This window comes from Bradyrhizobium sp. 186 (assembly GCF_023101685.1).
Classification (GTDB): Bacteria; Pseudomonadota; Alphaproteobacteria; order Rhizobiales; family Xanthobacteraceae; genus Bradyrhizobium.
Map to the genome: position 1 here is coordinate 6,003,091 of NZ_CP082164.1, position 26,074 is coordinate 6,029,164.

General features: G+C 64.3%; 25 protein-coding genes and 1 pseudogene. 8 read left to right on the top strand and 18 right to left on the bottom strand.

The window, feature by feature from the left end; genetic code table 11:
- Positions 1-1,121: 1,121 nt before the first annotated feature.
- The 7 genes from gatB to IVB18_RS28925 form a co-directional block, all read right to left on the bottom strand.
- Complete coding sequence (gatB, locus tag IVB18_RS28895) at positions 1,122-2,600, bottom strand: Asp-tRNA(Asn)/Glu-tRNA(Gln) amidotransferase subunit GatB (RefSeq protein ID WP_247983791.1); 1,479 nt, start codon at positions 2,598-2,600, stop codon at positions 1,122-1,124.
- On the bottom strand, positions 2,597-2,899 hold the full coding sequence (locus tag IVB18_RS28900) for a hypothetical protein (RefSeq protein WP_247983792.1): 303 nt from the start codon (positions 2,897-2,899) through the stop codon (positions 2,597-2,599). Before IVB18_RS28900 ends, gatB begins: the two co-directional genes overlap by 4 nt.
- Entirely contained in the window at positions 2,890-4,365 is a 1,476-nt protein-coding gene (gene gatA, locus IVB18_RS28905) for an Asp-tRNA(Asn)/Glu-tRNA(Gln) amidotransferase subunit GatA (protein ID WP_247983793.1), read from the bottom strand. The genes IVB18_RS28900 and gatA overlap by 10 nt, the downstream gene beginning before the upstream one ends.
- Entirely contained in the window at positions 4,362-4,574 is a 213-nt protein-coding gene (locus IVB18_RS28910) for a hypothetical protein (RefSeq protein ID WP_247983794.1), read from the bottom strand. Before IVB18_RS28910 ends, gatA begins: the two co-directional genes overlap by 4 nt.
- Before the next feature lie 83 nt (positions 4,575-4,657).
- On the bottom strand, positions 4,658-4,945 hold the full coding sequence (gatC, locus tag IVB18_RS28915) for an Asp-tRNA(Asn)/Glu-tRNA(Gln) amidotransferase subunit GatC (RefSeq protein WP_247983795.1): 288 nt from the start codon (positions 4,943-4,945) through the stop codon (positions 4,658-4,660).
- 76 nt (positions 4,946-5,021) lie between these two features.
- Complete coding sequence (locus IVB18_RS28920) at positions 5,022-6,098, bottom strand: nitronate monooxygenase family protein (protein WP_247983796.1); 1,077 nt, start codon at positions 6,096-6,098, stop codon at positions 5,022-5,024.
- A 12-nt stretch (positions 6,099-6,110) separates the two neighbouring features.
- Positions 6,111-7,169 (bottom strand): nitronate monooxygenase, encoded by a 1,059-nt coding sequence (locus IVB18_RS28925; RefSeq protein WP_256476403.1) that lies wholly within the window; start codon positions 7,167-7,169, stop codon positions 6,111-6,113.
- A 53-nt stretch (positions 7,170-7,222) separates the two neighbouring features.
- Here IVB18_RS28925 and IVB18_RS28930 point away from each other — a divergent pair, with 53 nt between their 5' ends.
- Positions 7,223-8,113 carry a LysR family transcriptional regulator gene (locus IVB18_RS28930; protein WP_247983798.1) on the top strand — a complete coding sequence of 297 codons (891 nt, stop codon included), beginning with the start codon at positions 7,223-7,225 and terminating at the stop codon, positions 8,111-8,113.
- Here IVB18_RS28930 and IVB18_RS28935 read toward each other — a convergent pair.
- Positions 8,100-8,315 carry a hypothetical protein gene (locus IVB18_RS28935; protein WP_247983799.1) on the bottom strand — a complete coding sequence of 72 codons (216 nt, stop codon included), beginning with the start codon at positions 8,313-8,315 and terminating at the stop codon, positions 8,100-8,102. The two genes, IVB18_RS28930 and IVB18_RS28935, sit on opposite strands and share 14 nt — an antisense overlap.
- A 47-nt stretch (positions 8,316-8,362) precedes the next feature.
- On the opposite strand from IVB18_RS28935, the gene ruvX reads away from it, so the two are divergent.
- Entirely contained in the window at positions 8,363-8,854 is a 492-nt protein-coding gene (gene ruvX, locus IVB18_RS28940) for a Holliday junction resolvase RuvX (protein WP_247983800.1), read from the top strand.
- Between the two features lie 3 nt (positions 8,855-8,857).
- A complete protein-coding gene (locus tag IVB18_RS28945) occupies positions 8,858-9,781 on the top strand; it encodes an AEC family transporter (RefSeq protein ID WP_247983801.1) in 924 nt (307 codons plus the stop codon).
- Positions 9,782-9,799: 18 nt separating this feature from the next.
- Here IVB18_RS28945 and IVB18_RS28950 read toward each other — a convergent pair whose 3' ends face one another.
- From IVB18_RS28950 to IVB18_RS28960, 3 genes are all read right to left on the bottom strand, one after another.
- Positions 9,800-10,567: a type II CAAX endopeptidase family protein gene (locus tag IVB18_RS28950; protein WP_247983802.1), complete on the bottom strand. Its 768-nt coding sequence runs from the start codon at positions 10,565-10,567 to the stop codon at positions 9,800-9,802.
- A gap of 145 nt (positions 10,568-10,712) precedes the next feature.
- Positions 10,713-12,356, bottom strand: a complete 1,644-nt coding sequence (locus IVB18_RS28955; protein WP_247983803.1) for an acyl-CoA dehydrogenase family protein — start codon at positions 12,354-12,356, stop codon at positions 10,713-10,715.
- 20 nt (positions 12,357-12,376) lie between these two features.
- The gene (locus IVB18_RS28960; RefSeq protein WP_247991761.1) at positions 12,377-13,141 is read right to left on the bottom strand and encodes a M15 family metallopeptidase; all 765 of its coding nucleotides are present in this window, start codon (positions 13,139-13,141) and stop codon (positions 12,377-12,379) included.
- 218 nt (positions 13,142-13,359) lie between these two features.
- Between IVB18_RS28960 and IVB18_RS28965 the strand changes: the two genes are divergently transcribed.
- The 4 genes from IVB18_RS28965 (at position 13,360) to IVB18_RS28980 (ending at position 17,766) form a co-directional block, all read left to right on the top strand.
- On the top strand, positions 13,360-14,307 hold the full coding sequence (locus IVB18_RS28965; protein WP_247983804.1) for an aspartate carbamoyltransferase catalytic subunit: 948 nt from the start codon (positions 13,360-13,362) through the stop codon (positions 14,305-14,307).
- A 5-nt stretch (positions 14,308-14,312) separates the two neighbouring features.
- Entirely contained in the window at positions 14,313-15,614 is a 1,302-nt protein-coding gene (locus IVB18_RS28970) for a dihydroorotase (protein WP_247983805.1), read from the top strand.
- Between the two features lie 204 nt (positions 15,615-15,818).
- A complete protein-coding gene (plsY, locus tag IVB18_RS28975) occupies positions 15,819-16,415 on the top strand; it encodes a glycerol-3-phosphate 1-O-acyltransferase PlsY (protein WP_247991762.1) in 597 nt (198 codons plus the stop codon).
- A gap of 142 nt (positions 16,416-16,557) precedes the next feature.
- Complete coding sequence (locus IVB18_RS28980) at positions 16,558-17,766, top strand: patatin-like phospholipase family protein (protein WP_247983806.1); 1,209 nt, start codon at positions 16,558-16,560, stop codon at positions 17,764-17,766.
- A gap of 8 nt (positions 17,767-17,774) precedes the next feature.
- Here IVB18_RS28980 and IVB18_RS28985 read toward each other — a convergent pair whose 3' ends face one another.
- The 5 genes from IVB18_RS28985 to IVB18_RS29005 all read right to left on the bottom strand — a co-directional run bounded on the left by IVB18_RS28985 (position 17,775) and on the right by IVB18_RS29005 (position 23,614).
- The gene (locus tag IVB18_RS28985) at positions 17,775-18,377 is read right to left on the bottom strand and encodes a cupin domain-containing protein (protein ID WP_247983807.1); all 603 of its coding nucleotides are present in this window, start codon (positions 18,375-18,377) and stop codon (positions 17,775-17,777) included.
- A 42-nt stretch (positions 18,378-18,419) separates the two neighbouring features.
- Positions 18,420-19,277: an AraC family transcriptional regulator gene (locus tag IVB18_RS28990; protein WP_247983808.1), complete on the bottom strand. Its 858-nt coding sequence runs from the start codon at positions 19,275-19,277 to the stop codon at positions 18,420-18,422.
- A gap of 74 nt (positions 19,278-19,351) precedes the next feature.
- Entirely contained in the window at positions 19,352-20,593 is a 1,242-nt protein-coding gene (locus IVB18_RS28995) for an amidase (RefSeq protein WP_247983809.1), read from the bottom strand.
- 303 nt (positions 20,594-20,896) lie between these two features.
- Positions 20,897-22,693, bottom strand: coding sequence for an IS1634 family transposase (locus tag IVB18_RS29000; protein ID WP_247983193.1), 1,797 nt, complete (start codon positions 22,691-22,693; stop codon positions 20,897-20,899).
- 186 nt (positions 22,694-22,879) lie between these two features.
- Positions 22,880-23,614, bottom strand: a complete 735-nt coding sequence (locus tag IVB18_RS29005; protein ID WP_247983810.1) for a hypothetical protein — start codon at positions 23,612-23,614, stop codon at positions 22,880-22,882.
- 59 nt (positions 23,615-23,673) lie between these two features.
- Between IVB18_RS29005 and IVB18_RS29010 the strand changes: the two are divergent.
- Positions 23,674-24,515: pseudogene (locus tag IVB18_RS29010) on the top strand (IS5 family transposase).
- A 171-nt stretch (positions 24,516-24,686) separates the two neighbouring features.
- Here the strand turns inward: IVB18_RS29010 and IVB18_RS29015 are convergent.
- Together IVB18_RS29015 and IVB18_RS29020 are read right to left on the bottom strand one after the other, a co-directional pair.
- Positions 24,687-25,922 carry an IS701 family transposase gene (locus IVB18_RS29015; RefSeq protein WP_247983811.1) on the bottom strand — a complete coding sequence of 412 codons (1,236 nt, stop codon included), beginning with the start codon at positions 25,920-25,922 and terminating at the stop codon, positions 24,687-24,689.
- On the bottom strand, positions 25,885-26,049 hold the full coding sequence (locus tag IVB18_RS29020) for a hypothetical protein (protein WP_247983812.1): 165 nt from the start codon (positions 26,047-26,049) through the stop codon (positions 25,885-25,887). Before IVB18_RS29020 ends, IVB18_RS29015 begins: the two co-directional genes overlap by 38 nt.
- Positions 26,050-26,074 lie beyond the last annotated feature (25 nt).

The following is a 26,074-nucleotide window of genomic DNA, read 5'->3' on the forward strand; positions in this document are numbered from 1 at the left end:
CATCGAGAAGCCGCGGCGTACTGGATCGCCCGGTCGGAGCCGGGCGATGACACCGCGAATGGGAAAACGACGCACGGACGCCGCGCAATGAAAAAGCCGCAGCTCTCGCCTGCCCCAAGGCAGCGCTGCCACGTCACGGTCAGATCAACAATGTCGGAAAAGGAATGCCGGCAATACCCCGGCCTCAAGAGAACGAGGGCGTCGGCGAACACGTCAGGACCAGATTTCACTTTGGCCCGAAGGCCGCCTGTGAAATTGCGGAGCCCTGTGAAGGAGACCCGCACCGAACGAAGAAAACTTGTTTCTTCTGCCGGACCGGACTTCGGCGAGCGAACCCGCGAAAGAAAACGATCCGACCGTTGACCTGATGTCTCGCCGACACCCTCTATCGTCGACCAGAACCTTTTGAGAGGCGCTGATGACGTGCCGGCTCTCTAGGAGCCGGCAACTTCAGAAGCGAAGTTACTTCTTCTTCTTCGCGACCTTGCGGGTCTTCTTCGCAGTCTTCTTCACTGCGCTCTTCGCCTTCTTCGCCTTCTTCGCTTTCTTGGCCATGTTGCCCTCCGATGTGTGAGATGGCTGTAATCGCTGCGTGCACTCGGGGATCGAGATGCACTTCATCCCGAATACACCAACACAACGAAAAAAACAGCGTCTCGCTTAAGGAAGTGTTGACGGCGCAAAGCGCACGCGCCTCGCGCGCTCGATGCGGGTGTGCGAAGAGAGGCGCGCTTGCAATCGCAAAGAGCGCCGTCGCATCGACGTCGGCGAGAGCAGCGATTGCAGGAAAACTCTATGCAGCAAGTATTTTTCTGCGCTCGCGCATTGCGCATGATCGATGCTGTGATGCGTGTCGCTGTTCGCTCGATCGCGTCGTAGAGGCGTTTCGCGGACTCTGAGTCGCGGATTTTGGCAACGAAAATATTTTCATGCTTAACGGCGCGAGCGCTCGCCGGAGCGCGTCCAAGTCACCTTTTTGCGCGAATCGCATCACGGCGATTCGGAGGCGCTTCGCGGGTTTGAGCGGGATGATGTTTGCCGCCGATGACGCGCGCGAGCGTCGCATCTCGAACTGAAGCGAGGTGACGGAGGTCGTCCGTCACCTCGCTCGACGCGCGACGTCAGATGCCGAGCTTGGACTTGAGCAGGTCGTTGACTGCTTGCGGGTTGGCCTTGCCGCCGGATGACTTCATCACCTGGCCGACGAACCAGCCGAGCGACTGTGGCTTGTCCTTGACCTGCGCGGCCTTGTCGGGATTGGCCGCGATGATGTCGTCGACCACCTTCTCGATCGCCGAGAGGTCGGTGACCTGCTTCATGCCACGGCTTTCGACGAGCGCGCGGGGATCGCCGCCCTCCTGCCAGACGATCTCGAACAGATCCTTCGCGATCTTGCCGGAGATCGTGCCCTCGCCGATCAGATCGATGATCGCAGCAAGCTGCTGCGCGCTGACCGGAGAGCCCGTAATATCCCGGCCTTCCTTGTTGAGACGGCCGAACAGCTCGTTGATCACCCAGTTTGCTGCCATCTTGCCGTCGCGGGCGCGGTTGCCGAGCTTGTCCAGCACGGTCTCGTAGAACACCGCGCTCTCGCGCTCGGCGACAAGCACGCTCGCGTCGTAGCTCGACAGACCGAAATCGGCGACGAAACGCGTCTTCTTCTGGTCCGGCAGCTCGGGCAGCTCAACTTTCAGCGCATCGACGAAGCTCTGCGAGAATTCCAGCGGCAACAGATCGGGATCGGGGAAGTAGCGGTAGTCGTGCGCCTCTTCCTTGGACCGCATCGAACGCGTCTCGCCCTTGTTGGGGTCGTAGAGCCGCGTTTCCTGGTCGATGACGCCGCCATCCTCGATGATTTCAATCTGGCGCCGCGCCTCGTACTCGATCGCCTGGCCGATGAAGTTGATCGAGTTCATGTTCTTGATCTCGCAGCGGGTGCCGAGCGGCCCTCCCGGCTTGCGCACGGAGACGTTGACGTCGGCGCGCAAGCTCCCTTTCTCCATGTCGCCGTCGCAGGTGCCGAGATAGCGCAGGATCGAGCGCAGCTTGGTCACATAAGCCTTGGCCTGCTCGGCGTCGCGGATATGGGGTTTTGACACGATCTCCATCAGCGCCACGCCGCAGCGGTTGAGATCGACATAAGACATGGTCGGCGACTGATCGTGCAGCAATTTGCCGGCGTCCTGCTCCAGATGCAGCCGCTCGATGCCGACGGTGACGCTGCGGCCGCCGTCGAGCTCGACCAGCACCTCACCCTCGCCCACCACCGGCGACTTGTACTGGCTGATCTGGTAGCCCTGCGGCGAATCCGCATAGAAATAGTTCTTGCGGTCGAACACCGAGCGCAGGTTGATCTGCGCATTGAGGCCTAATCCGGTCCTGACAGCCTGCCTGACGCATTCCTCGTTGATGACGGGCAGCATGCCCGGCATCGCGGCATCGACCAGCGAGACATGGCTGTTCGGTTCGCCGCCGAACGCGGTGGAGGCGCCCGAGAACAGCTTTGAGTTCGACGTCACCTGAGCATGGATCTCCATGCCGATGACTATCTCCCAGTCGCCGGTGGCTCCTTTAAGAAGCTTATGCGTGGCCGTGCTCATGTCTTGCTCCCGAGCAGCGTGGCAGCGATCCGCTCCCACTCCGCCTGCAATGAATCCTTTGCCGTGGGCTGGCCGGCCTGGCGATACCAGTAGCCGGCGTTGCCGAGGTCGCCCTCGACACGGTGCAGATAGGCGTGCACCCAGGCGGCGTCGCGGCTGCTGTCGTCCTGAACGATCTTGTGCGCCTGGTCCCAGTCGCCCTTGGCGGCCCACCACAGGCCGGCGAGCGGCGCGCTGAGATCCGGCGCCGGCGAAGCGCCGTCGAGGCTGGCGATGAACGCCGCCACCGTCACCACCACCTCGCGGGCGTGAAGCGGCCGGCGGCCTGCTCGATCACCTCGCCGAGCGAGAACAGCGTCTCCTCGTCGAACGGACGGCCGATCAGTTGCAGGCCGAGCGGCAGACCCTGCGCGTCTTTGCCCGCGGGCACGCCAATGCCGGGCAGGCCCGCCATGTTCACGGTCACCGTGAAGATGTCATTCAGATACATCTCGACGGGGCCGGCGCCACCCTTCTCGCCGATGCCGAAGGCGGCCGACGGCGTCGCGGGGGTGAGGATCGCGTTGACGCCCTTGGCGAAGCAATCCTCAAAATCCTTCTTGATCAACGTGCGCACTTTTTGCGCGCGCAGATAATAGGCGTCGTAATAGCCGGCGGAGAGCACGTAGGTGCCGATCATGACGCGGCGGCGGACCTCCGCGCCAAAACCTTCGGCGCGGGTGTTTTCGTACAGCTCGGTGATGTTCCTGCCCTGCTCGCGCAGGCCGTAGCGGACACCGTCATAGCGGGCGAGGTTCGACGAGGCCTCCGCCGGCGCCACGATATAATAGGCCGGCAGCGCGTACTTCGTGTGCGGGAGCGATACCTCGACGAGCTCGGCGCCGGCGGCCTTCAGCCAGTCGGCGCCGTCCTTCCAGAGCTTTTCGATTTCGGCCGGCATGCCGTCGAGGCGATATTCCTTGGGAATGCCGATCTTCATGCCCTTCACGGACCTGCCGACCGCCGTCTCGTAGTCCGGCACGGGCATATCGACCGAGGTCGTATCCTTCGGGTCATGACCGGCCATCGAGCGCAGCAGCATGGCGGCATCGCGCACGCTGCGAGCAATCGGGCCGGCCTGGTCGAGCGAGGAAGCAAAGGCGACGATGCCCCAGCGCGAGCAGCGGCCATAGGTCGGCTTGATGCCGACGGTCGCGGTGAACGCGGCCGGCTGGCGGATCGAGCCGCCGGTGTCGGTCGCAGTCGCGCCCATGCAGAGCAACGCGGCCACGGCGGACGCCGAGCCGCCGGACGAGCCGCCCGGCACCAGCGTCGTGTTGGAGCCGTCGCGCCGCCAGGGATTGCCGACCGGGCCGAAGCAGGAGGTCTCGTTCGACGAGCCCATCGCGAACTCGTCATTGTTGAGCTTGCCGAGCATCACGGCACCGTCGCGCCAGAGCTGCGAGGTCACGGTCGACTCGTAGGTCGGCACGAAATTGCCTAGGATTTTCGAGCACGCGGTGGTGCGCACACCCTTGGTCGCAAAGAGGTCCTTGATGCCCAGCGGTATGCCGGCGAGCGGACCGGCATCGCCCTTCCCGATCTTGGCGTCCGCCTCGCGCGCCATGGCGCGCGCCTGGTCCGGCGTCTCCATGATGAAGGCGTTGAGCACGCGGGCGGCTTCGATCGCGGAAAGATGCGCGTCGGTCAGCTCGAGCGACGTGAAAATCTTGGCCGCGAGACCCTTGCGGGCCTCGGCGAGCGTCAGTGATGTCAATTCGGTCATTTATTGATCGGGCTACAGAAGAACGGAGACAGGGTCTTGTCGTTGGCCGGGTCGTCTTTCTTGGGCGAAGCTTTCGCCGCCGCCTCGATCTCGTCGAGCACGGCATTGACGGCCACATTGGGATCGGCAGCCTTGCCCTGCCGCTCCATCTTGTCGAGATAGTTCATATAGGCCTGGTAGGCCTTCTCATCGTCGCATAGCAGGCACATCGGACAAGGTCCTAAGAGTCTTTTATTTGACGCGTTTTCTTTACGCGAACCGGTATCCACTTCGCTCGAAAACGCTATGTAAGTTACTCGACGACTTTCGGCACCAGGAAGAAGTGGCCTTCGGTCGCGGGCGCGTTGGCAACGATATCGTCGGCGATTTCGCCGTCATTGACCACGTCTTGGCGCTTCTTCATCTGCATCGGGGTGACCGAAGTCATGGGCTCAACGCCCTCGACATTGACCTCCGAGAGCTGCTCGACAAAGGCGAGCATCGCATTGAGCTCGCCCTGCAGATGCGGAACCTCGTCGTCGGAAACCGCAATACGCGCGAGATGCGCGATGCGGCGGACGGTAGCAGCGTCGACGGACATAATATAAGGCCTCTAACGGCAAAACCTATCCGCCGTATAGCAGAGGCCCCTTTTGCGCTGCAACCGGCGCTGGGGACTAGCCTGCCATCTGGCGCAGGCGCGCCAGGGCCGATTTCGCGAGATCCCGGGTCAATTCGGCCGCGGGGAGCTCCCTGCCCATGGCGATCGCCTGCCCCGCCCAGAGATTGGTGAAATCGACCCTGCCCTGCTTCTCTGCCGCCGCCTTCAGTGGCGCCAGCGCCGTTGCGGCGTGGGGAAATGGCGGCGCATCCGGTGAGATCGGGCCGGCTTCGCGCATTAGCCGGTTCTGGACGCCGCGCGCCGGCCGCCCGGTCATGACGTTGGTCATGACGGTGGAATCATCGCGTCCCGCGGCAAGCGCGGCGCGCCCCGCCGCGCTCACCTTGGACTCCGGACATCGCAGGTAAGCGCTGCCGATCTGCACGCCGGACGCGCCCAGCGTGAAAGCCGCGGCAATGCCGCGCCCGTCCCCGATGCCGCCGGCCGCGATAACCGGCACTTTCACGGCGTCGACGATCTGCGGCACCAGCGCGAACGTACCGGGCTGCTCAGCGATGTTTTCGGTCAGGAACATGCCGCGATGGCCTCCAGCCTCGGCGCCTTGCGCGATCACCGCATCGACGCCGCGCTGATCGAGCCATACAGCTTCCCTCACGGTGGTCGCCGAGGAAATCACGAGACAGCCGGCCGCCTTGACGCGGTCGAGCAAGGCATGCTCCGGCAGGCCGAAATGGAAGCTGACGACCTCCGGCTTCAATTCCTCCACGACCGCGCACATCGCCGCATCGAACGGTGCCCGGTTGGCTGCGTTGACCGGCGCCGCCGGATCGAGGCCGTGCTCGCTGTAATAGCCAGCGAGGCGTTGCTTCCAGCGCGCCTCCGCCTCCGCCGTGAGCTCGACGGGTGTGTGACAAAAGAAGTTCAAATTGACGGGCGCCGTCACGCGATGGCGAATGATGTTGACCTGCTCGCGGATCTTCTCCGCCGACAGCATCGCGCAGGGCAGCGATCCAAGCGCCCCGCCTTGCGCGGCCGCAACCACGAGATCCGCATCCATCACGCCGGCCATCGGCGCCAGCACGATCGGGAATTCGGTCTTGAAGAGATCGATCAGTCGACGGTCGGGCCACATGGTGGTGTCTCTCTAGTTGGCTCGATGAAATCCCTCTCCCCTTGCAAGGGGAGAAGGGTAGACACCTGCCGAATTGCGCCGGCCGGCGAGCAGCTGCTCGGCTTCGGTCGCGATCCGTTCGACGATCTCGGCAGCGGGTGGGATATCATGGATCTGGCCGACGGCCTCGCCGGCAAAGACCGCCGCGACCTCGAAATTGCCGGCGGCTCTCGCCGCGGCATACTCAACGGAAATTTCGTCTGCGCGTTGCATGAGCTCGATCTCGCGGCCGGTCCACCGCCTGATGTGGTCGTTGACCAGCGTGCGCGCGGTGAACGGCGCCGGCCAGAACAGGCTTCGCGACCAATCGACGATCACGCCCCGCACCGTGTCGTTGCTGTTTGCCGCGCGAATACGCTGCTTCGCTTCTTCCGCGCCGCTTGCCTCGACACTTGCATAGAAACGTGTCCCGATCAGCACCCCGGATGCGCCCAGCATCATCATCGCCGCCAGGCCGCGACCATCGGCAATCCCGCCGGCCGCGACGACGGGCACGTGCCCTGCCGCGAGATCGACAATCGCCGGGACGATGTCGACGGTGGTGCGCGATGCGCCGTGGCCGCCGGCCTCGGTGCCCTGCGCGATCAGGATGTCCGCACCGGCGTCCAACGCCTGCTTCGCCATGTCCTCGCTCTGCACTTGGCAGATCAACCGCACGCCTCGCTCTTTGATGCGGGGTGCAAACGGCGCGGGATCGCCGAACGACAACATGATCGCTTGCGGATCGGCGTCCAGCGCGATGTCGAGAAGTTTTGGCTGCTTCGCCAGGCTCCAGGTGATGAAGCCGATACCGAATGGGACGAAGCCGCCGAGCTGCCTGGTCTCGGCCTCGAGCCGAGTCTGATCGCCGTAGCCACCACCCAGGATCCCGAAGCCGCCGGCCTCGCTGACGGCACGGGTCAACCGGCTGCCCGCGATCGTATCCATCGGAGCCAGCAGGATCGGATGCTTGATCCCTAGGAGCTGGGTCAGCGGCGTGGTGATCAGCATGGCTCCTCCCCTGTGGACAGCAACATTAGGCCGGAATAGCATTCTCGGAAATTGAATTCTAACGAACGCTGCCATCTCAAAAGCGAAACGAAACCATGGAACTCAGCGACATCCAGACCTTTGCCGCGGTCGCCCGCACCGGCGGCATCACCCGCGCCGCTGAAGAGCTCAACACGGTGCAATCGAACGTCACCCAGCGCGTGAAGGCGCTCGAAGCGGAGATCGGCACGCCGCTGTTCGAGCGTCATAGCCGCGGCATGACCCTGACCGGCGCCGGCAAAAGGCTTTTGCCTTACGCACAGCGGATGACAGCATTGTCGTGCGAAGCCGTGCTCGCCGCGCGTGACGATGGCGAGCCGAAAGGACCATTGGCGATCGGCTCGATGGAGACCACGGCCGCGGTGCGGCTGCCGCCGCTGCTCGCCGATTTCCACCGCCGCTTTCCCGCCGTGCGGCTGAGCCTGCGCACCGCGCCGACCGCCGATCTCGTTGCCGCGGTGCTCGACGGCACGCTCGACGGCGCTTTCGTCGCCGGTCCGATCGCGCATGCCGATCTCATCGCGACAAGCGCGTTCCGCGAGGAGCTGGTGCTGGTCAGCGCGCGGCGCTGGGCCTCGCTTGCCGAGCTGCGCGCCGGCACGCCGGAATCCGGTCCAACCGCGCTGGTGTTCCGCACCGGCTGCACCTATCGCCAGCGGCTCGAGCAGATTTTCGTCGAGTTCGGCTGGCCTTCGTCGGCACGCTTCGAGCTCGGCACGCTCGACGGCATGATCGGCTGCGTCGCCGCCGACATGGGCGTGACGCTGTTGCCGAGTGCCGTCGTCGAACGCAGCGCGATGATCGGCAACGTGTCGATCCACGCGCTGAGCCCGGCCCATGCCCGCGTCGAAACGCTGTTCATCCAGCGCCGCGCCGGGCATCAATACAGCGCGCTCAGCGGTTTCATCTCCTGCCTGAAGAAAGACGACGACGTCATCGCGGCTTGAGATGCCATCGCCGCAGCGCAACGAGGGCCCAGATCGCCTCGACCAGGCCGAACGGCCAGGCACCTTGCAGAAAACCGTAGGCCGAGCCAAGCGCACAGGATCCGGAGAACAGCAGCACGAACCAGGGGCTGCGGTCCTCCAGGGCATAGCAGACCAGCATCGCGGTCACGGCAAACAGGCCGAATAGTGTCAATGCATCCATTGTCCAGGGTTCACTCCGCAGCGCGACGCATGCTAAGCGCTGGTGCCATGCCGGCTCTTATCCTGCCCCTGATCGATGCTGCAACCCACTGGCCCGAACGCGGTGGGTTGGTCGGCCTCGACCTCGGCACGAAGACCATTGGCGTCGCCGTGTCCAATCCGGACCGCCGGCTCGCGACCGGCGTCGAGACCATCCAGCGCAAGGCCTTCAAGCACGACGCCGCCCGCCTGCTCGCGATTGCCACTGAGCGCAAGGCGGTCGGCTTCGTGCTCGGCCTGCCCATCAACATGGACGGCAGCGAGGGCCCGCGCGCGCAATCGACCCGCGCCTTCGCTCGCAACCTTGCCGCGCTGACCGCGCTGCCGATCGGGTTGTGGGATGAACGACTGTCGACGGCTGCGGTCGAACGCGAATTGATCGGCATGGACGTCAGTCGCGCCAAGCGCGCCGAGGTGATCGACGAGCACGCCGCGATCTTCATCCTGCAGGGCGCGCTGGACCGGCTGGCGAACCTTCGCGCTGCGTCCGAGAAAAGCTGATCCATGGCCGTCGTGATCGCGGCGCTTCTCCCGGTCTTCATCCTCATCGTGCTCGGCGTCGTGCTGAAGCGCACCTTGATGCGGCTGGACACGCAATGGCACGGGTTGGAGCGGCTGACCTATTTCGTGCTGTTTCCGATGCTGCTGATCCAGACCCTGGTGAAGGCGGACCTCTCCAAGGTGCCGGTCGCCGGCGTCGGCGGCGCGCTGCTGCTCTCGGCGCTCGCGATGTCGCTGCTGTGCCTCGCACTCCGACCGGCCCTCGCGCAGCTCGACATCGACGGCCCCGCCTTCTCCTCGATCTTCCAGGGCGTGATCCGCTGGCAGACCTATGTCGGGCTGTCCGTCTCCGCCAACATGTTCGGCGATGTCGGGCTGGCGCTCGCCTCCGTCGCGATGGTGGCGATCATTCCGCTGGTCAACGTGCTCAGCGTCGCGGTGCTCGCGCATTACGCTGCGCCGGAGAAGCAATCCGCGCGCACCGTCGTCATAACGGTTGTCCGCAATCCCCTGATCTGGGCCTGCGCGATCGGTCTCGTCATCAACGTCATCCACCTCACGCTGCCAAGGATCTGGCATGAGGTGGCAGATGCACTCGGCCGCTCCTCCCTCGCCATCGGCCTGCTCGTCACCGGCGCCGGCCTGCATCTCGAAGGCCTGCTCCGTCCAAGCGTGGGCGCCGCCATCGGCGTGGTGTTCAAGCTGGTGCTGATGCCCGTGCTCGCGCTGGTGCTCGCCGCCTGGTTTGGATTGTCCGGCGACAGCCTCGCCATCGTCGCGATCTGCGCCGCGGTGCCGACCTCGACCAGCGCCTATGTGCTGGCCCGCCAGATGGGCGGCGACGCGCCTCTGCTGGCTCAGATCATCACGCTGCAAACGATCTTGGCGGCCGTCACGATGCCGATCGCGATCGCATTGGTGGCTTGAGACGGGTCCGCGGACACATCAACTCCCCAGCCACATCGTCAGCACCACCGCCGTCATATTGTTCAGCGCATGCAGCACGATCGTGAGCCAGAGCGAGTTGCTGCGGTAGCGCATGTAGCCGAACCAGACGCCGATGGTGAAGACCTCGGCGAGGAAGTAGATGTCGTATTGCAGATGCACGACCGTCCAGACCAGCGACGACAGGAGGATCGCGCCGGGCACGCGCAGGAAGCTTTCCGACCAGCCCCGATAGAGGAAGCCACGCGCCAGCACCTCTTCGGACATCGGCGCCGCCACGCTGAAGGCGAACAGCAGCAACATCGCGGCGCCTTTGTCGCGGCCCGATTTCAGCAGATCAGTCATGAAGCCCGGCGTCGCCTCGCGGCCCAGGCTCCGCGACATCGTCTCCCAGGCCACCACGAGCAAAATGAGACCGATGGCGCCGAACAGGATTTGCGTCCAGGACGGCCAATGCAGCGCGAGATAGTCGACGAAAGAGGCCTTCTTGATGCGAATGGCAAGCCACACCGCGACAAGCGTCGCGGGCAGGCCCATGATCACCGACAGCGCGAGCGCCTGCGGCTCCCTGCCGACGAGCTGGATCGAGGCCATGTCGATCGGAAGGCCGCGAAGCGCTACCAAAAGGAGGATCGCTCCGACCTGACCGACGAACATCGCAACGAAGATGAGCAGGCCCCACAGCGCCGTGCCCACAAACATCCAGACGCGCGGCGCGTCCGTAGGCGCTTCGATGAGCGGCGGATGGTCGGGATTGAGAGAGTCCATCAAAAGGCCTTCGTTAGGTGCGCTGCCTTCGCCTCCTCGTCATGGCCGGGCTTGTCCCGACCATCCACGTGCACCGGCACGTGTAGAGAGGCGTGGATGCCCGGGACAGGCCCGGGCATGACGGTGAGGAGAAGGTCGGTCGCGTTCAAGGCAGCGCCCGCTCCAGCAGTGCACGCACCTCACCGCTCTCCAGCTCCACCGCGCCATACATGCTGGCGTGGTTGGCCGCGAGCCGCGTGACGGCGAACAGCTCGGCATGGCGGGGCGACACACCGTTGAGCGCGGCGGCTGCGGCAAGCAGGGCCAGCTTCTCGACCGCAAGCCGCGCGACGCGCTCGCCGTCCGCGCGACGGAAGGTCTTGCCGATGAAAGAGATCGCCTCGCCTGCTCCGGACAAGCCCTTCGTCTCCGCCGCAAGTCCTTGCAGCACCGCCATCGCCGCATCCGTCTCCCGCGCCAGCGCACGGAGCACGTCGAGGCACATGACGTTGCCGGAGCCTTCCCAGATCGCGTTCACCGGCGACTCCCGGTAGTGGCGCGCTAAAATGCCGTCCTCGACATAGCCGTTGCCGCCGAGGCATTCCATTGCCTCGTAGAGGAACGCCGGCGCGCTTTTGCAGGTCCAGTATTTGATCGCAGGCGTCAGCAGCCGCATATACGCCGCTTCAGCCGGATCGTGCGGGGTGCGGTCGAAGGCGCGGCAGAGCCGCATCACCAGCGCGACGCTCGCCTCCACGTGCAGCGCCATGTCCGACAGCACCGCCTGCATCAAGGGCTGATCGGCAAGGTGTTTCTGGAACACGCTGCGGTGACGGGCGTGATGCAGCGCGTGCGCGAGCCCCGAGCGCATCAGGCCGCTGGAGGCAATCGCGCAATCCTGCCGCGTGAACTGCACCATCTGGATGATGGTGCGGATGCCCTTGCCTTCCTCGCCGACCCGTTCGGCGTAGGCGCCGACGAACTCGACCTCTGATGAGGCATTGGAGCGATTGCCGAGCTTGTCCTTCAGCCGCTGGAACTGGATCGCGTTGACCGATCCATCGGGCGCGAAGCGCGGCATGAAGAAGCAGGTCAGCCCCTGGTCGGCCTGCGCCAGCACCAGAAACGCATCGCACATCGGCGCCGACATGAACCATTTGTGTCCGGTGATGCGATAGGCATCCCCATCGCGCACCGCCCGCGTCATGTTGGCGCGCACGTCCGTGCCGCCCTGCTTCTCGGTCATGCCCATGCCGAGCGTCATGCCGCGCTTGTCCCACCACGGCGCAAAGTTGGGGTCGTAGCTCTTCGTCGACAGCACCGGCATCACACGCCCGAGCAGATCCGGCTGCATCGCCAGCGCTGCGACAGAGGCGCGCGTCATGGTGATCGGGCAGAGATGGCCGGTCTCGACTTGCGAGGCGATGTAGAATTTGGCCGCGCGAATAACCTCGGCGGCATCGCCCGCGGGGTTGCCGTCGGCGGTCCAGGTCGAGTTGTGCATGCCGGCACGGGCGCTGTGCGCCATCAGTTCGTGATAGGCCGGATGAAATTCGACCTGATCGCGACGGTTGCCCTTGGAGTCAAAGGTCCGGAGCTTTGGCGTATTTTCGTTGGCCACGCGCCCGCGCTCGGCCATCGCTGCCGAGCCCCATTGCCTGCCGAATTCGGACAGCTCCCGTTCCGCCGCCGCGCCGCCATTGGCCTTCACGGCCTCGACCAGCGGCCGGTCGAGAGCGAACAGGTCGACCTCTTCAAAGGGCGGCGACTGGTTGAAGACCTCGTGGGTTGCAAAGCTCGGCTGGGTCATGGCGCGTCCTCGAAGCGGAATCAGTTCCGCCGCGGCGGAATCGGGAAATCATAGGCCGCCCCGCCCGCCCCCGGCAGGGAAAAATGCCACCACTCCTTCGAATAGTTCACAAAGCCTTGCCGGGCCATCGCAGCCACCAGGTGCTTGCGCCAGGCGCGCTGATCCGGCGTGATCGACGCTGCGGAGGTATGTCCCTTCGCATCGGTGCAATCATAGCCGGTGCCCATGTCGACGCTGCCTTCCGGCGCACGTGCCTCGACCGGCGCGGTGCAGTCCGCGTAGGCCTTCGATGGATCGTATTTGGCGGAACTGTCGGCCTTGAGGTCGACCAGGGTCAGGTCGAGCGCGGCGCCTGTGGAATGCTGCGAGCGGCTCGCGATATAGCCGAGGCGGAACAGCTCGGTCTTGGGGATCTTCGGGTTATAGCGTCGCTCTGCCGCGGTCTCGCGGCCGTTCTGCGACCACGCGATCATGTCGAGAGAGGCGCGCGCCGGCCGGTAGCAGTCGAACATCTTGAGCGACTGGTTTTGCGCCGCCAGCTCCTGCTGGACCGCCTTCAGCCGCATCCCCACCTCCCGCTTCACCACGCATTCTCCGGCGCTATAGCCGCGCAGCGGACGGCCGATAAAATTGTTGGAAGTGGCGTAGCGGATGTCCTGGATGATAGTTGGGTCGACGTCGCGCAAATAGACGAAGCCGCCGGGGAGCGATTGGGCATGGGCGGATGAGATTGAGGCGATTGCAATAATCGCAGCTAGAAATGATCTCACGATATGCCTCCACATCGTCATGGCCGGGCTTGTCCCGGCCATCCACGTCCTTTTTGCGTCAAATGCGATAGAAGATCGTGGATGCCCGGGACAAGCCCGGGCATGACGGAGAAAATTGCGAATGGTCAGATTGGGCACGCTTTGCCGACAGGCCCGACAGATCAGGGGATAACTCACTGCCTCACCTTTGGCCCTTGCCCCCCCAGCCATCCCCGCCTATAGCTCTCGCTTTAATGACATCGAAATCGACCTTCGTCCTCGGCCACCGGCATTTGCTGGGCATCGAGGGCCTTTCCGCTGCCGACATCACCGGCCTGCTCGACCTGTCCGAGGAATATGTCGAGCTCAACCGCCAGGTGGACAAGAAGCGCACCGTCTTGCGTGGACGGACGCAGGTGAACCTGTTCTTCGAGGCCTCCACCCGCACCCAATCCTCGTTCGAGCTCGCGGGCAAGCGCCTGGGCGCCGACGTCATGAACATGTCGGTCTCCTCCTCGTCCATGAAAAAGGGCGAGACGCTGATCGACACCGCGGTGACGCTGAACGCCATGCACCCCGATATCCTGGTGGTCCGGCATCACGCCTCCGGCGCCGTGGAACTGCTGGCCCGCAAAGTTGACGGTTCCGTGATCAATGCCGGCGACGGTGCGCACGAGCATCCCACCCAGGCGCTGCTCGATGCGCTGACCATTCGCCGCAACAAGGGCCGGATCGAAGGCCTCGTGGTGGCGATCTGCGGCGACGTGCTGCATTCGCGCGTCGCCCGCTCCAACATCATCCTGCTCAACACCATGGGCGCGCGCGTCCGTGTCGTCGGCCCCTCCACGCTGCTGCCGCCGGGGCTCGAACGGATGGGCGTCGAGGTCGCGCGCGACATGCGCGAGGGACTTGACGGTGCGGACATCGTCATGATGCTGCGGCTCCAGCGCGAGCGCATGAACGGCTCCTTCGTGCCCTCGTCCAGCGAATACTTCCACTATTTCGGGCTCGACCAGAAGAAGCTCGCTTACGCCAAGCCGGACGCGCTCGTGATGCATCCCGGCCCCATGAACCGTGGCGTGGAGATCGACTCAGCTGTGGCCGACGGCGCTCAGTCCCTGATCCGCGAACAGGTGGAGATGGGCGTCGCAGTGCGCATGGCCGTGCTGGAAGCGCTCGCCCGCAACCTGCCGAACGCGTGATGCTCATGTTGACCGATCGACGACCCATCCTGCTTGCCAATGCCCGCGTCGTCGATCCCTCCAGGGATTTCGACGGTCCCGGCGACGTCCTGATCGCCGACGGCACCATCCGCGAGACCCGGCGCGGCATCGGCGCGGCCGGCGTCCCCGAGGGTACCGACATCGTCAACTGCTCCGGCAAGATCGTGGCCCCCGGCCTGGTCGACATGCGCGCCTTTGTCGGCGAGCCCGGTTTCAGCCATCGCGAGACATTTGCTTCGGCGAGCCAGGCGGCGGCGACCGGCGGCGTCACCACCATCATCTGCCAGGCCGAGACCGAGCCCGTCATCGACAATTCCGCGACCGTCGACTTCGTGATGCGCCGCGCCCGCGACACGGCGATCGTCAACATTCTGCCGATGGCGGCGCTCACCAAGGGCATGCGCGGCGAGGAGATGACCGAGTTCGGCCTCCTGAAGGCCGCCGGAGCGGTCGCCTTCAGCGACGGTGACAGAAGCGTCACCAACGCGCAGGTGATGCGCTGGGCGCTGACCTACGCGCGCGATTTCGACGCGCTGATCGTGCATTATACCGAGGATCCCAAGCTCGTCGGCGAAGGCGTGATGAACGAGGGCGAGTTCGCCACGAGGCTTGGCCTGATGGGCATCCCGAACGCGGCGGAGGCCGTGATGCTGGAGCGCGACATGCGCCTCGTCGCGCTGACCGGCGGCCGCTATCACGCCGCCGCGCTGTCCTGCACGGATTCGCTCGACGTCCTGAAGCGCGCCCGCGATGCCGGGCTCCCCGTCACCGCCTCGGTCTCGATCAACCACCTCGCGCTGAACGAGAACGACATCGGCCCCTACCGGACGTTCCTGAAGCTGGCGCCGCCACTGCGCACGGAGGACGACCGCCGCGCGCTGGTCGCAGCCGTCGCCTCCGGCCTCGTCGACGTCATCATGTCCGACCACAATCCGCAGGACGTCGAGGTCAAGCGGCTGCCGTTCGCGGAAGCCGCGCCGGGTGCTGTCGGCCTCGAGACCATGCTGCCGGCCGGCTTGCGGCTCGTGCATAATGGCGAGCTGGAACTGAAGACATTGATCCGGGCGATGTCGACCCGACCGGCCGAGATTCTGGGCTTGCCCGGTGGAACCCTGCGCGTCGGCGCGCCGGCGGATGTCATCGTGATCGATCCCGATACGCCCTGGGTCGTCGATCCCGCCGATCTCAAATCGCCCTGCAAGAACACGCCGTTCGACGAAGCCCGCTTTACAGGCCGCGTGGTGCGGACCATCGTCAACGGGCGGACGGTCTTTGAGCATGTCTAAAGCGCGATGAGATGAGGATGAATCATCATCGCGCTTTAGGTTGTTGTTTGAGCATGATCTTTTCGGAAAACCGCTTCGCACTTTTCCGGATCATGGCTAGGGTGACGGTTTCGGACCTCGCCTGGCGCCGCGACGGCGCATCGGGACAGGATCATGCGTGGCGTCGCAGTTCGACAGGGAGATGCGGCCATGGGATTTGCAGACATGGGGCTTGAAGTGTTCCTGCCGGTGGCGTTCGTCATCGGCTATCTGCTCGGCTCGATCCCGTTCGGGCTGGTCCTGACAAAACTCGCCGGCACGCAGGATCTGCGCTCGATCGGTTCAGGCAGTATCGGCGCCACCAACGTGCTGCGCACGGGACGCAAGGGTCTCGCCGCGGCAACCCTGGTGCTCGACGCGCTGAAGGGCACCGCGGCGGTCATCATCGCCGGTTACATCGCAGGACCCAATGCGGCGATCGTGGCGGGCCTCGGCGCTTTCCTCGGCCATCTCTTCCCGGTCTGGCTCAAGTTCAGGGGCGGCAAGGGCGTCGCAGTCTATATCGGCATCCTGCTCGGCCTGTTCTGGCCCGGCGCGATCGTGTTCTGCCTGCTCTGGCTCGCAACCGCCTTCACCACCCGCTACTCTTCTCTTTCGGCATTGGTCGCGGCCTTTATCACGCCGCTGTTCCTGTGGTGGTTCGGCCACCTCGCGCTGGCGGCGCTGGCCGCGGTGCTGACGCTGCTGCTGCTCTACGCGCATCGCGAGAACATCAAGCGGCTGCAATCGGGCAGAGAAAGCCGGATCGGCGAGAAGGCGTAAGGCCGGAAAAAGTGCGGATACCGCCGCACCCTTTCCGCATTATGTGCCAAATCCTGTTCGCAACTGGCGACCGAATCACGGCTGTATTGGCGAACAGGTTCCATGCCTGTCATCCTGACAGTGGAAATGGCGGTTGCTCAGAATGAGCGAGAAGATTGTTGGCGCGCATGATGAGGTTGGTTCGCGCGGTGCTGCGCGCACCGCCGCAAGCCGACTGCTCTTGACGACTGACATCTGGTCCGATGTCCCCTCACCGCCTCGCACTCCAGAGCCTGCGTCCGTCTCGCCGCGATCGCGGATGCCCGATGCCATCGTGGAAGCACCGGAACCGGTCGAGGTCGTAACCGTCGCCGCGCCCATCGTGCGCGATCAGGCGCCCAGACAATGGCCGCCGCAAAAACTATCGTTGGCCCTCCAGGGCGGCGGCACCTTTGCCGCCTTCACCTGGGGCGTGCTGGAGCGGCTGCTGGAAGAGCCTGCCATCGAAATCGACACCATCAGCGGCGCCAGCGCCGGTGCCGTCAACGCGCTTCTGCTCGCCTCCGGCCTTGCCGAGGGCGGCCGCGAAGGCGCCCGCGCCCGGCTCAACCGGTTCTGGGTCCGGCTGATGCACGAGGCTTCGTTCCGCTCGCTGATGCTGGTCGGCGGATTTTCGCCGGCGGGAAGCTCGGTCGCGTTCGGTCCGACGCTGCGCTCCGGCCAGTTCGATCCCTTTGACCTCGATCCGCTGCGGCAGGCGCTGTCGCGTGACATCAACTTTGCGGTGCTCCGCGACGCGAAGTGCCCAAAGCTCCTGATCGCGGCGACGCGGATCCGCGACGGGCAACAGCAGATTTTTCGCAACGACGCGATCACCGCGGATGTCGCGCTCGCCTCGACCTGCCCTCCGCTGGTTCACTGCGCCGTCGAGATCGACGGCGAGGCCTATTGGGACGGCGGTTTGGGCGGCAATCCGCCGCTGCTGCGGCTGGCGCGGGAAACGACAACCTCCGACCTCCTGATCGTCCAGGTCACGCCGGCGCGCGACAGCTATGTGCCGATCACGCTCGCCGCGATCGACCGCCGGCTCGACCAGATCGCGGCCAACGCCGCGCTCAATGCCGAGGTCGCAGCGATCGAATGGGCGCAATCAAGTGCAGCACCCGCGCTGCGGCTGTTCAGGATTGCGGCGGAGGACTCGGTCGACGGCCTGGCGCAGCGCTCTTCGACCGATCTCGGCCGCGGCTTCATCCGCCTGTTGCACCGGAGTGGCCGCGAGGCCGCCGACCGCTGGCTCGGTCAGGCTGCCGTGGCGGCGCCCGCCGAGACCCAACGCGCGATACCCGTAACGGCCGAGCCGGCGCTGCTCTGACCTTCACCTCATGCAGCGAGGCCTGATCTCGCGCGCGCAGGCGCCTCGCGCAGCGGCTCGATCGCCATTCGGTAGCCGCACAGTCGTGCCACCGGCGCAAGCGCGGCGAACAGCAGTTTCTGTAGCCAGATCGGCACGCCCGCGAGATAGAGGTGGTCGCTGTAGGTATGCAGCACCAGCGCAATCAGGAGAAAGTCCGGATCGCCGGCGCTCGAAAACCACGAGGGCTGTTTCACCGTAAGCATCGCGAAATTCGCGAAGAAGCGCAGGTGCTGCTGTGCTGGAGAGAACGAAATTTCGAGCTCGGCATTGTCGTCGCCGACATTGGCAAAGTAACGCGGTCGGCCGCGGGGCACGATGGCGGTGCCACCGGCGTCCACGAACTGCTCGCGGCCATCGACGACGACCTTGATGCGGCCGCTCCTGACCGAAAAATGCTCGTCCGCGCCGGAATGGACATGTACCAGCGCATTGCCTCCGCCCGAGCCGCCCGTCTCCAAAATCACCCCGAAGCGCGCGACGTGAGGATCGTCGAGCGGTCCCGAGAAGACGAAGATCTCCTTGTTGAAGGCATTGCGCAGCCGCGTACCGCGGGCGATCTCATTCAGCATGTTGCATCTCCTTACAATCCAGGGAGACGCGCTGGTAGCGCCTTAGGCGACGAACGTATTGCAAAAATCCGACACCCCAAGCTTGGCGTTCCAGTCCTGCACATTGTCGACGGCAACCCGCCGGCAGAAAGCCTCCGGCGGCGCACCCGCAAGTGCACGAAAATCACGGATCAGATGCGCCTGGTCGGAAAAGCCGGCCGCATGCGCGACATCGGCCCAGTCGGCACCAGCGCGGCGCGCGGCGACGGCTCGCTGCATCCGCTCGATCCGCGCGAACCGCTTTGCGCTCGCACCGGTCTCGGCCTTGAAGCGCCGCTGGAGCCTGCGTTCGCCGATATCGAGGCGACCCGCGAGTGCGCGCATGGAGATCGCCGGTTGCTGCTTGATCGCACGCATCGCCCGCGCGACCAGCGGATCGAGACGGTCTGTCCCCGTCCTCTGCTGGAGGAACCTTCGCATGCAAGCAACGCGCGCCGTGGCATCGCCGGCTTCCGCGAGTTGCTCCTCGATCAATGCGGCAGCGCCGTCGCCCCAGATGTCCGACAGCTCAACCCTTGCATCCAGAAGATCTACAGGCTTCGTGCCGAGCACGCGGTCTGCCGCGTCCGGCTTCAGCCGCACCAACACGGCGCCGAGCGGACCGCTCGGTTTCAACGCCGCGGCCTTGGTATGCATACCTTGGACGATGCGCTTGTAGACGCCGCGATGCGACGTCATCGGCGCGCGGTAGTGCACAATGAGGACCGGCGACGTCGTCGGCAGCACCTTAATTGTCCGCACGCTCGCGGCCAGGGTGTCGTCGAGATCGGCATCCCAAAATGCCTCGACGATATCGCCGAGCATCTCGCCCGCGCCGAAGAATTGCGAGCTGCGCTTGATAAGTTGGTCCGGAACAGCCATGAGTTCAATTGGTCGGCCCAGCGCCGGCGCGGTTGCATGCGCCGCGCTCACATAAAGTTGACGCCCGAAATACGTCAGGTCCGCGCCAGCGCCTGCTCGAGGAACCACGCCGCCGCAAGCGCGTGCGCGTCGTTGCCGAAGCGCGCGATCACCTGCACGCCGATCGGCAGGCCATCGACCTTGAGCGCCGGCACGTTGACGCAAGGATTGCCCATCAGCGTCCAGAGCCGGTTGTAGCGGGGGTCGCCGGTGGAGGCGAGCTCCTTGGCCGGTGCGGCGCCCGGCGCAGAATAGCTCAAGAGCACGTCGATGCCCTCGAACAGCTCGCCGAGCTCGCGGCGGCCGCGGCGGCTGATCCGGCGCGCCTCGTCATATTCCTTCGGCGTCAGGCCGACCGTTGCATCGAGACTGGCGCGCAGCATCGGCGCGATCTCGTCGTGGCGCTCCGAAAACTCCCAGGCGAGCGCGCGATGCGCCTCGAAATCCTGGAGGATCGGGTGGATACGCCAGGCCTCCTGCACAGCCTCGGGCAAGTCGACCGTGTGGACGCTGGCGCCGGCGCGCTCGGCGGCCTTGATCGCGGCTTGCAGTCCCTGCTCGGCCGCAGGCTCCACGGCGCCGGCAAACTCCTGCCTGACCACGCCGATGCGCGGCGACTTCGCCGGGATGACGCCGGAGAATTCGGTGCGGCCGGTCATCGCCAACAGTCCGCGCGCGAGATCCTCCGCGCGGGCCCCGAACAGGCCGACCGTGTCGAGCGCCCACGAATAGCATTTGACGCCGACCGTCGGCAGCATGCGGAACGACGGTTTGATCGCGGCAGCCCCGCAATAGGCGGCGGGCCGGATCACCGAGCCGCCGGTCTGGGTGCCGAGCGCCAGCGGGATCATGCCCGCGCCGACAGCGGCCGCCGAACCGGAGGACGAACCGCCAGGCGTATGGCCAAGATGATGCGGATTGAGCGTTGGTGTCGGATCGCGCGAGGCGAACGCCGTGGTCGTGGTCTTGCCGACGATGGTGGCGCCTGCCCGCCTCAGCATCATCACGACCGGCGCGTCCGCGCGCGGCTGCCAGCCACGGTAGATCTGCGAGCCCATCTCGGTCGGGAAATCGGCGGTGTCGATGATGTCCTTGATCCCGACCGCGACGCCGCGCAGCGGACCGGAGGCTTGCGCTCTTGCGGACTTGTCGTACCGGACGAAGGCATGGACATCCTTCTCCCGCGCCTCGATCGCCTCGAGCGATTGCGCGATCGCAGCATCGGGCGAAAGTTCGCCGCTATCGATGCGGCGCTGGAGATCGGCGAGTGAGATCATGGCAAAACCCTTCTTATTGGGATCGCTTTTAGCATCGCGCCGAGGTCACGCAAGCGCACGGAGATGTTGCCCACGCCCTCAGGTTGTTCCATGCTGCCCCTGCAAGGAGCCGCCGTGGACGCCATCAATCCAAGCGTGGAGCTGACCGGGTCGACCGCTTGCGGCTGATCCGCGCCGACAATGTCGGGGCCGCGCGGTATTGTGGCGCAAACGCCGCAAGCGTAAGCACCAAATACCGTCCATTTAGCCCGTCTTCGCGGATTGGCGGGTTTTGAAGATACCCGGTCGTTGTAAATCAAAGGCTTATGTCAAAAGGTCTTCACTACGGCGGTTGGCTTGGGTGACGGCGGCTGTGGTGATCCTGGGCGGCGGCTGCGGTGGCAGGCGGAGTTTCAGCCGGTCGATCAAGAGCTGCAGTTCGGGTTCTGGGTGGGTATAGCGAGTGAGCAGGATCTCGCGCCCGTCGGTGGTCGGCAGATGGACGTCGATCATCTGGACGGCGGCGAACTTTTCGAGCGCGCTGCGCGCGGTCAGCCCGGGCGCCAGCGCATGAAGGCGACGGGTCAGCGTGATCTGCATGCAGTAGGCCAGGAAGGCGATGAAGATGTGGGCTTCGATCCGCTTCTCGTCCTGATGGAAGACCGGACGGATCGCCAGGTCGCCTTTGAGATTGCGGAAGGCCTCTTCGACGGCGACGAGCTGGGTGTAGTATTGCCATAGTTGGGCGGGATCGTTGTCGCTGAGATTGGTGCGCAGCAGGTAGCGGCCTTCGCGCCGCCGTGTCGTTCGCAGCTTCTTGCGATTGAGCGCGAAGGTGAAGCTCGGGCGCTCCTTGTCGATCTCGATATCAACCAGACGCCAGGCGGCCGGCGCCTTCGAACGCGCGCCGCCGAGTTTCATCAGCAGCTCTTCGCGCGTGACCTCCATCGCGTCGATTTGCCGGAGCCGCCTCCACAGCCACTTCAACTGCCGCCGCCGCATCGCGCGTTCCTTGGTGACCCGATCGGCGCTTTGCGCGAAGACATAAAGCTCGCCGTCCTCGGCCAACAGCTTCACCTTCACGCCCTCCCGCGCCTCCTGCCATGGCTTTTGCAGCAGGTGCTTCTCCAGCCGGTTCAGGCGTCCCTTCGGCGTTCCCACCAGATACTGCACCGGCGGATCGCTGTTGCGCATCTCGGCCAGCACCGCCTCGGTCGGCACGCCGCGATCCATCACCCAGACCCGCCGCGCCTTGCCATATTGCAGTTCGATCTTGCCCAGGAACATCCGCAGCGTCTTGCTGTCGGCGGTGTTGCCGGGCAGCACCTCGTAAGCCAGCGGCAAGCCGTCCGGCGTCACCACCAGCGCGATCACGACTTGCGGGCAGTCCGGCCGCTTGTCGCGGCTGTAGCCGTGGCGGCGCTTGCTGCCTTGCGGCAAGTCCGAGGCGTTGACCTCGAAGTAGGTGCTGGTCAGATCGTACAGCAGCACGTCGAAGTCGGCGTTGAACAGATCGCGCCAACGCCCGACCAGATGCGAGAACAGCGCCTCCTTATGCTCGAGCAACAGGTCATGGCAGGCATAGAGCTTGTGCTCTTCAGCCAGGCCGAAGTCAGTCCCCAAGAGATCGGCCATCGCGCTGTTGCCGAACCATTGCCGATGTAGCCGCCATTCGCTGCCCGGCGCGATCAGCCGATAGGTCGCGAGCACTTGCAGGATTTGATCCCACCTCGTCTTCTTGCGGCTCGGGGGCAACCGATCGGCCCAGAACCGATCAAGCTGAAGTTCCTGCCACAACTGCCCGGCCAGCCAGCACGCGCCCCATTGGCGTGGGCGACGAAGCTGCATCTCGGACAGGCGAAGCTGAACGACAGACGCATCGCCTGCGACCGCATCGCATCGATCCTCCGGGAATAGCGCCAGTGTCCGCGGGCGGCCGGCATCCTCGTCGAACACCTCGATCGCCTTGCGCCAGGCCGCCGCCTGCGAAGAGTTGATCTCGCCGAGATACAGCACATGCCGCTGTACCACGCGTCCGTCGTCGAGCCGCTTGCTCTCGACGACGTTCCAGTAATGGTGCGCCTTGCCGTTCTTCTTTCGCTCGGTGCGTCGCAGGAACATGACGCGCAGAATCTATCCGCATCATCCCGCCCTTGGGAATCGGGTAGGTCTTCACTACAGCCATTTTCGGCCGAATCCGACGACCTCGCTCCTTGCAAATCAATCACTTAGCCGAGCAAAAAATCTCAAAATCCGCGATTTCGAGCGCGAATCCGCGAAGTCGGGTTAGGAGTGGACGATGCGCGGTTATTGCTTTGGGAAGAAAACGAAGCGGGGCGAGACGACGACCTGCAAAGCCCCATCTGGAAGAGAGGGGCAAGTTGCTTGGAAAACGCTATGCCCTTGCAGCGACTCCGTAAGGGCGTGGGCAAGGGAAAGCCATGCGGTCTTTGGCCTCTCGTCTATCGGCTTTGCGAGGGCCGCGCCTTCCTCATCCGAGATCGACTTCGACAGGACTGTAACGCCTCCGAATGGGGCTGCGCACGCCTTAACGTTGGCGCTTGTCACTTCTACATACCGCACTTCCCATTTTGCAACGGTGAGAATGCTTACCAAGCTGCTCGCCAGAAAGTACGAATCAGGGTCATCTGGCGCGTGTGACACCAGCACGCTCCGTTGCGGAACGCCCTCCAAGGCGCTGAGAAAGATTTTCTCGTCTATGCGGCGGGGGCCGAGCTTCTGCCGCAGCTCCTCCAAGCGAAGCTCTGCCGCCGCGGTGCGGGCATTCGCTTCAGCGATTTGCGCGCTTGCCTTGGCAATGTCGGCTTGCGCCACCCCAAGATCGGCCTTTGCCTCCTCGATACGAACTGATCCGCGTTTCGTTTCGGCGGCAAGTTCTACTTGGGCTGCATCTGCTACCCGATACAGGATGTATGCTGACGCGGCAGTGATGAGTAGCGCGATGACGCCGAGAATTGCGCCAGCGACAAGCGACCAGAGACCGATACGGTCCCAAAGCTCTAAGTGTCTGTCCGGGAACATCTTGAATCATCGGAATCATTTGTGATTCAAGGGTGGCGGTCCGATTCGAAGGGGCGCCCATGTGGACGAAGGAGAACCGCGGTCGTTACGACCGAAGCCGGCTACGCTATCCAAGCGATTTGACTGATGAGGAATGGGCGTTGGTGGAGCCGCTGATTGCGCCAGCCAAGCGAGGCGGCAACAAGCGCACGGTCGATGTGCGCGAGGTGATCAATGGCCTGATGTATGTGCTGAGCACCGGTTGCCAATGGCGAGCGATCCCGAAGGACCTGCCGCCACGCAGCACGGTGCACGACTATTTTGACTTGTGGGCTTGGAACGGCACGCTCGATCGCATCCATCACGCGCTCTATGTACAATGTCGAGAATTGGCTAACCGAGAACCCAGCCCGAGCGCCGCCATCATCGACAGTCAAAGCGTCAAGAGCGCGGAAAAAGGGGGGCGTGGATCGACCCGCATGGCTACGATGCGGGCAAGAAGATCAAGGGCAAGAAGCGCCACATCCTAGTCGATACTCAAGGCTTGCTGCTCCACGCCCTCGTGCATTCGGCGGACATCCAGGATCGTGACGGTGGGGTGCTGGTGATGGCCACGCTGTTTGGCCTGCATCCATTCCTGCTGAAGCTCTATGCTGACGGCGGCTATCAGGGGCCGATCTTTCAGTCCGCCGTTCGCAAAATCCTCCGGCAAATCGACGTCGAGATCGTCAAGCGCTCCGATACAGCAAAGAGTTTTGCGATCTTGCCCAAGCGATGGATCGTCGAACGCACCATCGCCTGGCTCAACCGCTGCCGCCGTTTGGCCAAGGATTGGGAGTGCCTCAACCGAAAGGCATTGGCGTTCTTGCGCCTCGCCTCAATCCGCCTCATGCTGCGAAAGCTCTGCCAAAAAACAGCATGATCCCGGACAGACTCTAACATTACAGTTGCCGTTTTGCTTTGAGATGCGCGCGCTGAGCGGCAGCCTGGTGAGCTCTGCGCCAGAATGACCATGCGATGACATGCGCGGGTTGGATCCGCTTTCGAGCAAGCCTGATGGCGATGCGGCGGATTTCCTGGATTGACCAACGGATCAGCGGCGGCGTGGGTGTGCTTTGGCTTTTGCCGGGGGGCGGCGTTTGGTTTTTTTGGGCGGTGGCGGATTGGCGCGATGGCGGATCGCCGCCATCATGGCGAAGGCGAGCATCACCAGGGACACGTGGCGATGCCAGCCATGCCAGGACCTGCTCTCGTTGTGATCGAGCCCGAACTCGTTTTTCGCGGTTTCAAAGCTGTCCTCGATCGCCCATCGATGGCCTTCGACCGCGACCAGCGTTTCAATTGATGTTCCCGCTGGGCACCAGGTGGTGAAGAAGGCGAGATCGCCATCGGCGATATGGCGACGGATCAGCAGACCGCGCGTCCATAAACCATCATTTGCGCTGTTGAACTGCTCGACCTCGAGATCGGCCAGTTCGAGATAACACCAGTCATGCAGCCTCGGTCCTTTGGTTCCGGCTCCCGCCGACAAGCGCTTCCAGTCGGACGGGCGCCGCGTCCGGGCGATGTCTTCGGCCTTGCCGGCGACCGGCTGTCGCTTGCCCCAGGATCGGAAGACATGAGAGCTGCTGACCCCGAGCACATAGCCTTTGCCTGCCCGCCGTAGCTGCTGTTCGATATCGCCAACACCGTAGACCGTGTCACCGGCAACCCACTTGAATGGTACAGACGCGGCTATCGCACGTGCGATCATTCTCGTCGCAAGCTTTGGTTTGGTCGCAAAGCCGACATCGGCAGGCACGTATGCGGCTTCCAGACGATCTGGATCGTCGGTCCATTCCTTCGGAAGATACAACGCGCGATCGATGAACGCATGACCATGACGCGAAACGTAGGTAGCGAAGACGCCGATCTGGCAGTTCGTGATCTTCCCTGCCGAACCAGTGTATTGCCGCGCCACTCCGCACGAGGCCTTACCCTGCTTGAGAAAGCCGGTCTCGTCGATCACCAGCACCGCATCGTCATCCGCCAAATGCTCGATGACATAGTCCCGGACGATGTCGCGCAGGGCATCAGCGTCCCAATCCCCGCGACCCAGGATCGCCTGCTGCCGCCATGGGCCGGGATCGCCAGCCGCCTCCGCGCGCATCCAACCGGTCTTGCGCTGCTCATCTCCGAGCAGACCTTCCAGGAACAGGCCTGCATTCGTCGCCACACGCTCTTGCGTGAACAACGGACGTATCCGCTGCTTGACCTCTCGAAGCGACGCCGCCCACAACGCAAGCGTCTCCTCAACCGACGCGGCCCGCGTCCACGACATTCGAATCATGGTTGCCCATGGATTCAGAAGCCCGCAAACAAAGCAACTGTAATGCTAAGGAATACCCCCACAGCAGAGAATGGTCGTTGGCGTTGTTTGCTTCAGCCATGGCTTCGATCATCGCGCTGGCGATCATTACATTTTACGGGATAAAGGCCCCG

Bases quoted from the DNA above. Each gene is read 5' to 3' on its own strand.
- gatC (WP_247983795.1), bottom strand. From the start codon at position 4,945: ATGTCCGTCGACGCTGCTACCGTCCGCCGCATCGCGCATCTCGCGCGT.
- plsY (WP_247991762.1), top strand. From the start codon at position 15,819: ATGGGGCTTGAAGTGTTCCTGCCGGTGGCGTTCGTCATCGGCTATCTG.
- IVB18_RS28995 (WP_247983809.1), bottom strand. From the start codon at position 20,593: ATGATCTCACTCGCCGATCTCCAGCGCCGCATCGATAGCGGCGAACTT.
- IVB18_RS29015 (WP_247983811.1), bottom strand. From the start codon at position 25,922: ATGATTCGAATGTCGTGGACGCGGGCCGCGTCGGTTGAGGAGACGCTT.
- IVB18_RS28985 (WP_247983807.1), bottom strand. From the start codon at position 18,377: ATGCTGAATGAGATCGCCCGCGGTACGCGGCTGCGCAATGCCTTCAAC.
- IVB18_RS28935 (WP_247983799.1), bottom strand. From the start codon at position 8,315: ATGGATGCATTGACACTATTCGGCCTGTTTGCCGTGACCGCGATGCTG.
- IVB18_RS28965 (WP_247983804.1), top strand. From the start codon at position 13,360: ATGACATCGAAATCGACCTTCGTCCTCGGCCACCGGCATTTGCTGGGC.
- IVB18_RS28925 (WP_256476403.1), bottom strand. From the start codon at position 7,169: ATGCTATTCCGGCCTAATGTTGCTGTCCACAGGGGAGGAGCCATGCTG.
- IVB18_RS28980 (WP_247983806.1), top strand. From the start codon at position 16,558: ATGAGCGAGAAGATTGTTGGCGCGCATGATGAGGTTGGTTCGCGCGGT.
- gatA (WP_247983793.1), bottom strand. From the start codon at position 4,365: ATGACCGAATTGACATCACTGACGCTCGCCGAGGCCCGCAAGGGTCTC.
- IVB18_RS29020 (WP_247983812.1), bottom strand. From the start codon at position 26,049: ATGATCGCCAGCGCGATGATCGAAGCCATGGCTGAAGCAAACAACGCC.
- IVB18_RS28920 (WP_247983796.1), bottom strand. From the start codon at position 6,098: ATGTGGCCCGACCGTCGACTGATCGATCTCTTCAAGACCGAATTCCCG.
- IVB18_RS28930 (WP_247983798.1), top strand. From the start codon at position 7,223: ATGGAACTCAGCGACATCCAGACCTTTGCCGCGGTCGCCCGCACCGGC.
- IVB18_RS29005 (WP_247983810.1), bottom strand. From the start codon at position 23,614: ATGTTCCCGGACAGACACTTAGAGCTTTGGGACCGTATCGGTCTCTGG.
- IVB18_RS28970 (WP_247983805.1), top strand. From the start codon at position 14,313: ATGTTGACCGATCGACGACCCATCCTGCTTGCCAATGCCCGCGTCGTC.
- gatB (WP_247983791.1), bottom strand. From the start codon at position 2,600: ATGAGCACGGCCACGCATAAGCTTCTTAAAGGAGCCACCGGCGACTGG.
- IVB18_RS28960 (WP_247991761.1), bottom strand. From the start codon at position 13,141: ATGTGGAGGCATATCGTGAGATCATTTCTAGCTGCGATTATTGCAATC.
- IVB18_RS28950 (WP_247983802.1), bottom strand. From the start codon at position 10,567: ATGGACTCTCTCAATCCCGACCATCCGCCGCTCATCGAAGCGCCTACG.
- IVB18_RS28990 (WP_247983808.1), bottom strand. From the start codon at position 19,277: ATGGCTGTTCCGGACCAACTTATCAAGCGCAGCTCGCAATTCTTCGGC.
- IVB18_RS28955 (WP_247983803.1), bottom strand. From the start codon at position 12,356: ATGACCCAGCCGAGCTTTGCAACCCACGAGGTCTTCAACCAGTCGCCG.
- IVB18_RS28910 (WP_247983794.1), bottom strand. From the start codon at position 4,574: ATGTGCCTGCTATGCGACGATGAGAAGGCCTACCAGGCCTATATGAAC.
- ruvX (WP_247983800.1), top strand. From the start codon at position 8,363: ATGCCGGCTCTTATCCTGCCCCTGATCGATGCTGCAACCCACTGGCCC.
- IVB18_RS28945 (WP_247983801.1), top strand. From the start codon at position 8,858: ATGGCCGTCGTGATCGCGGCGCTTCTCCCGGTCTTCATCCTCATCGTG.
- IVB18_RS29000 (WP_247983193.1), bottom strand. From the start codon at position 22,693: ATGTTCCTGCGACGCACCGAGCGAAAGAAGAACGGCAAGGCGCACCAT.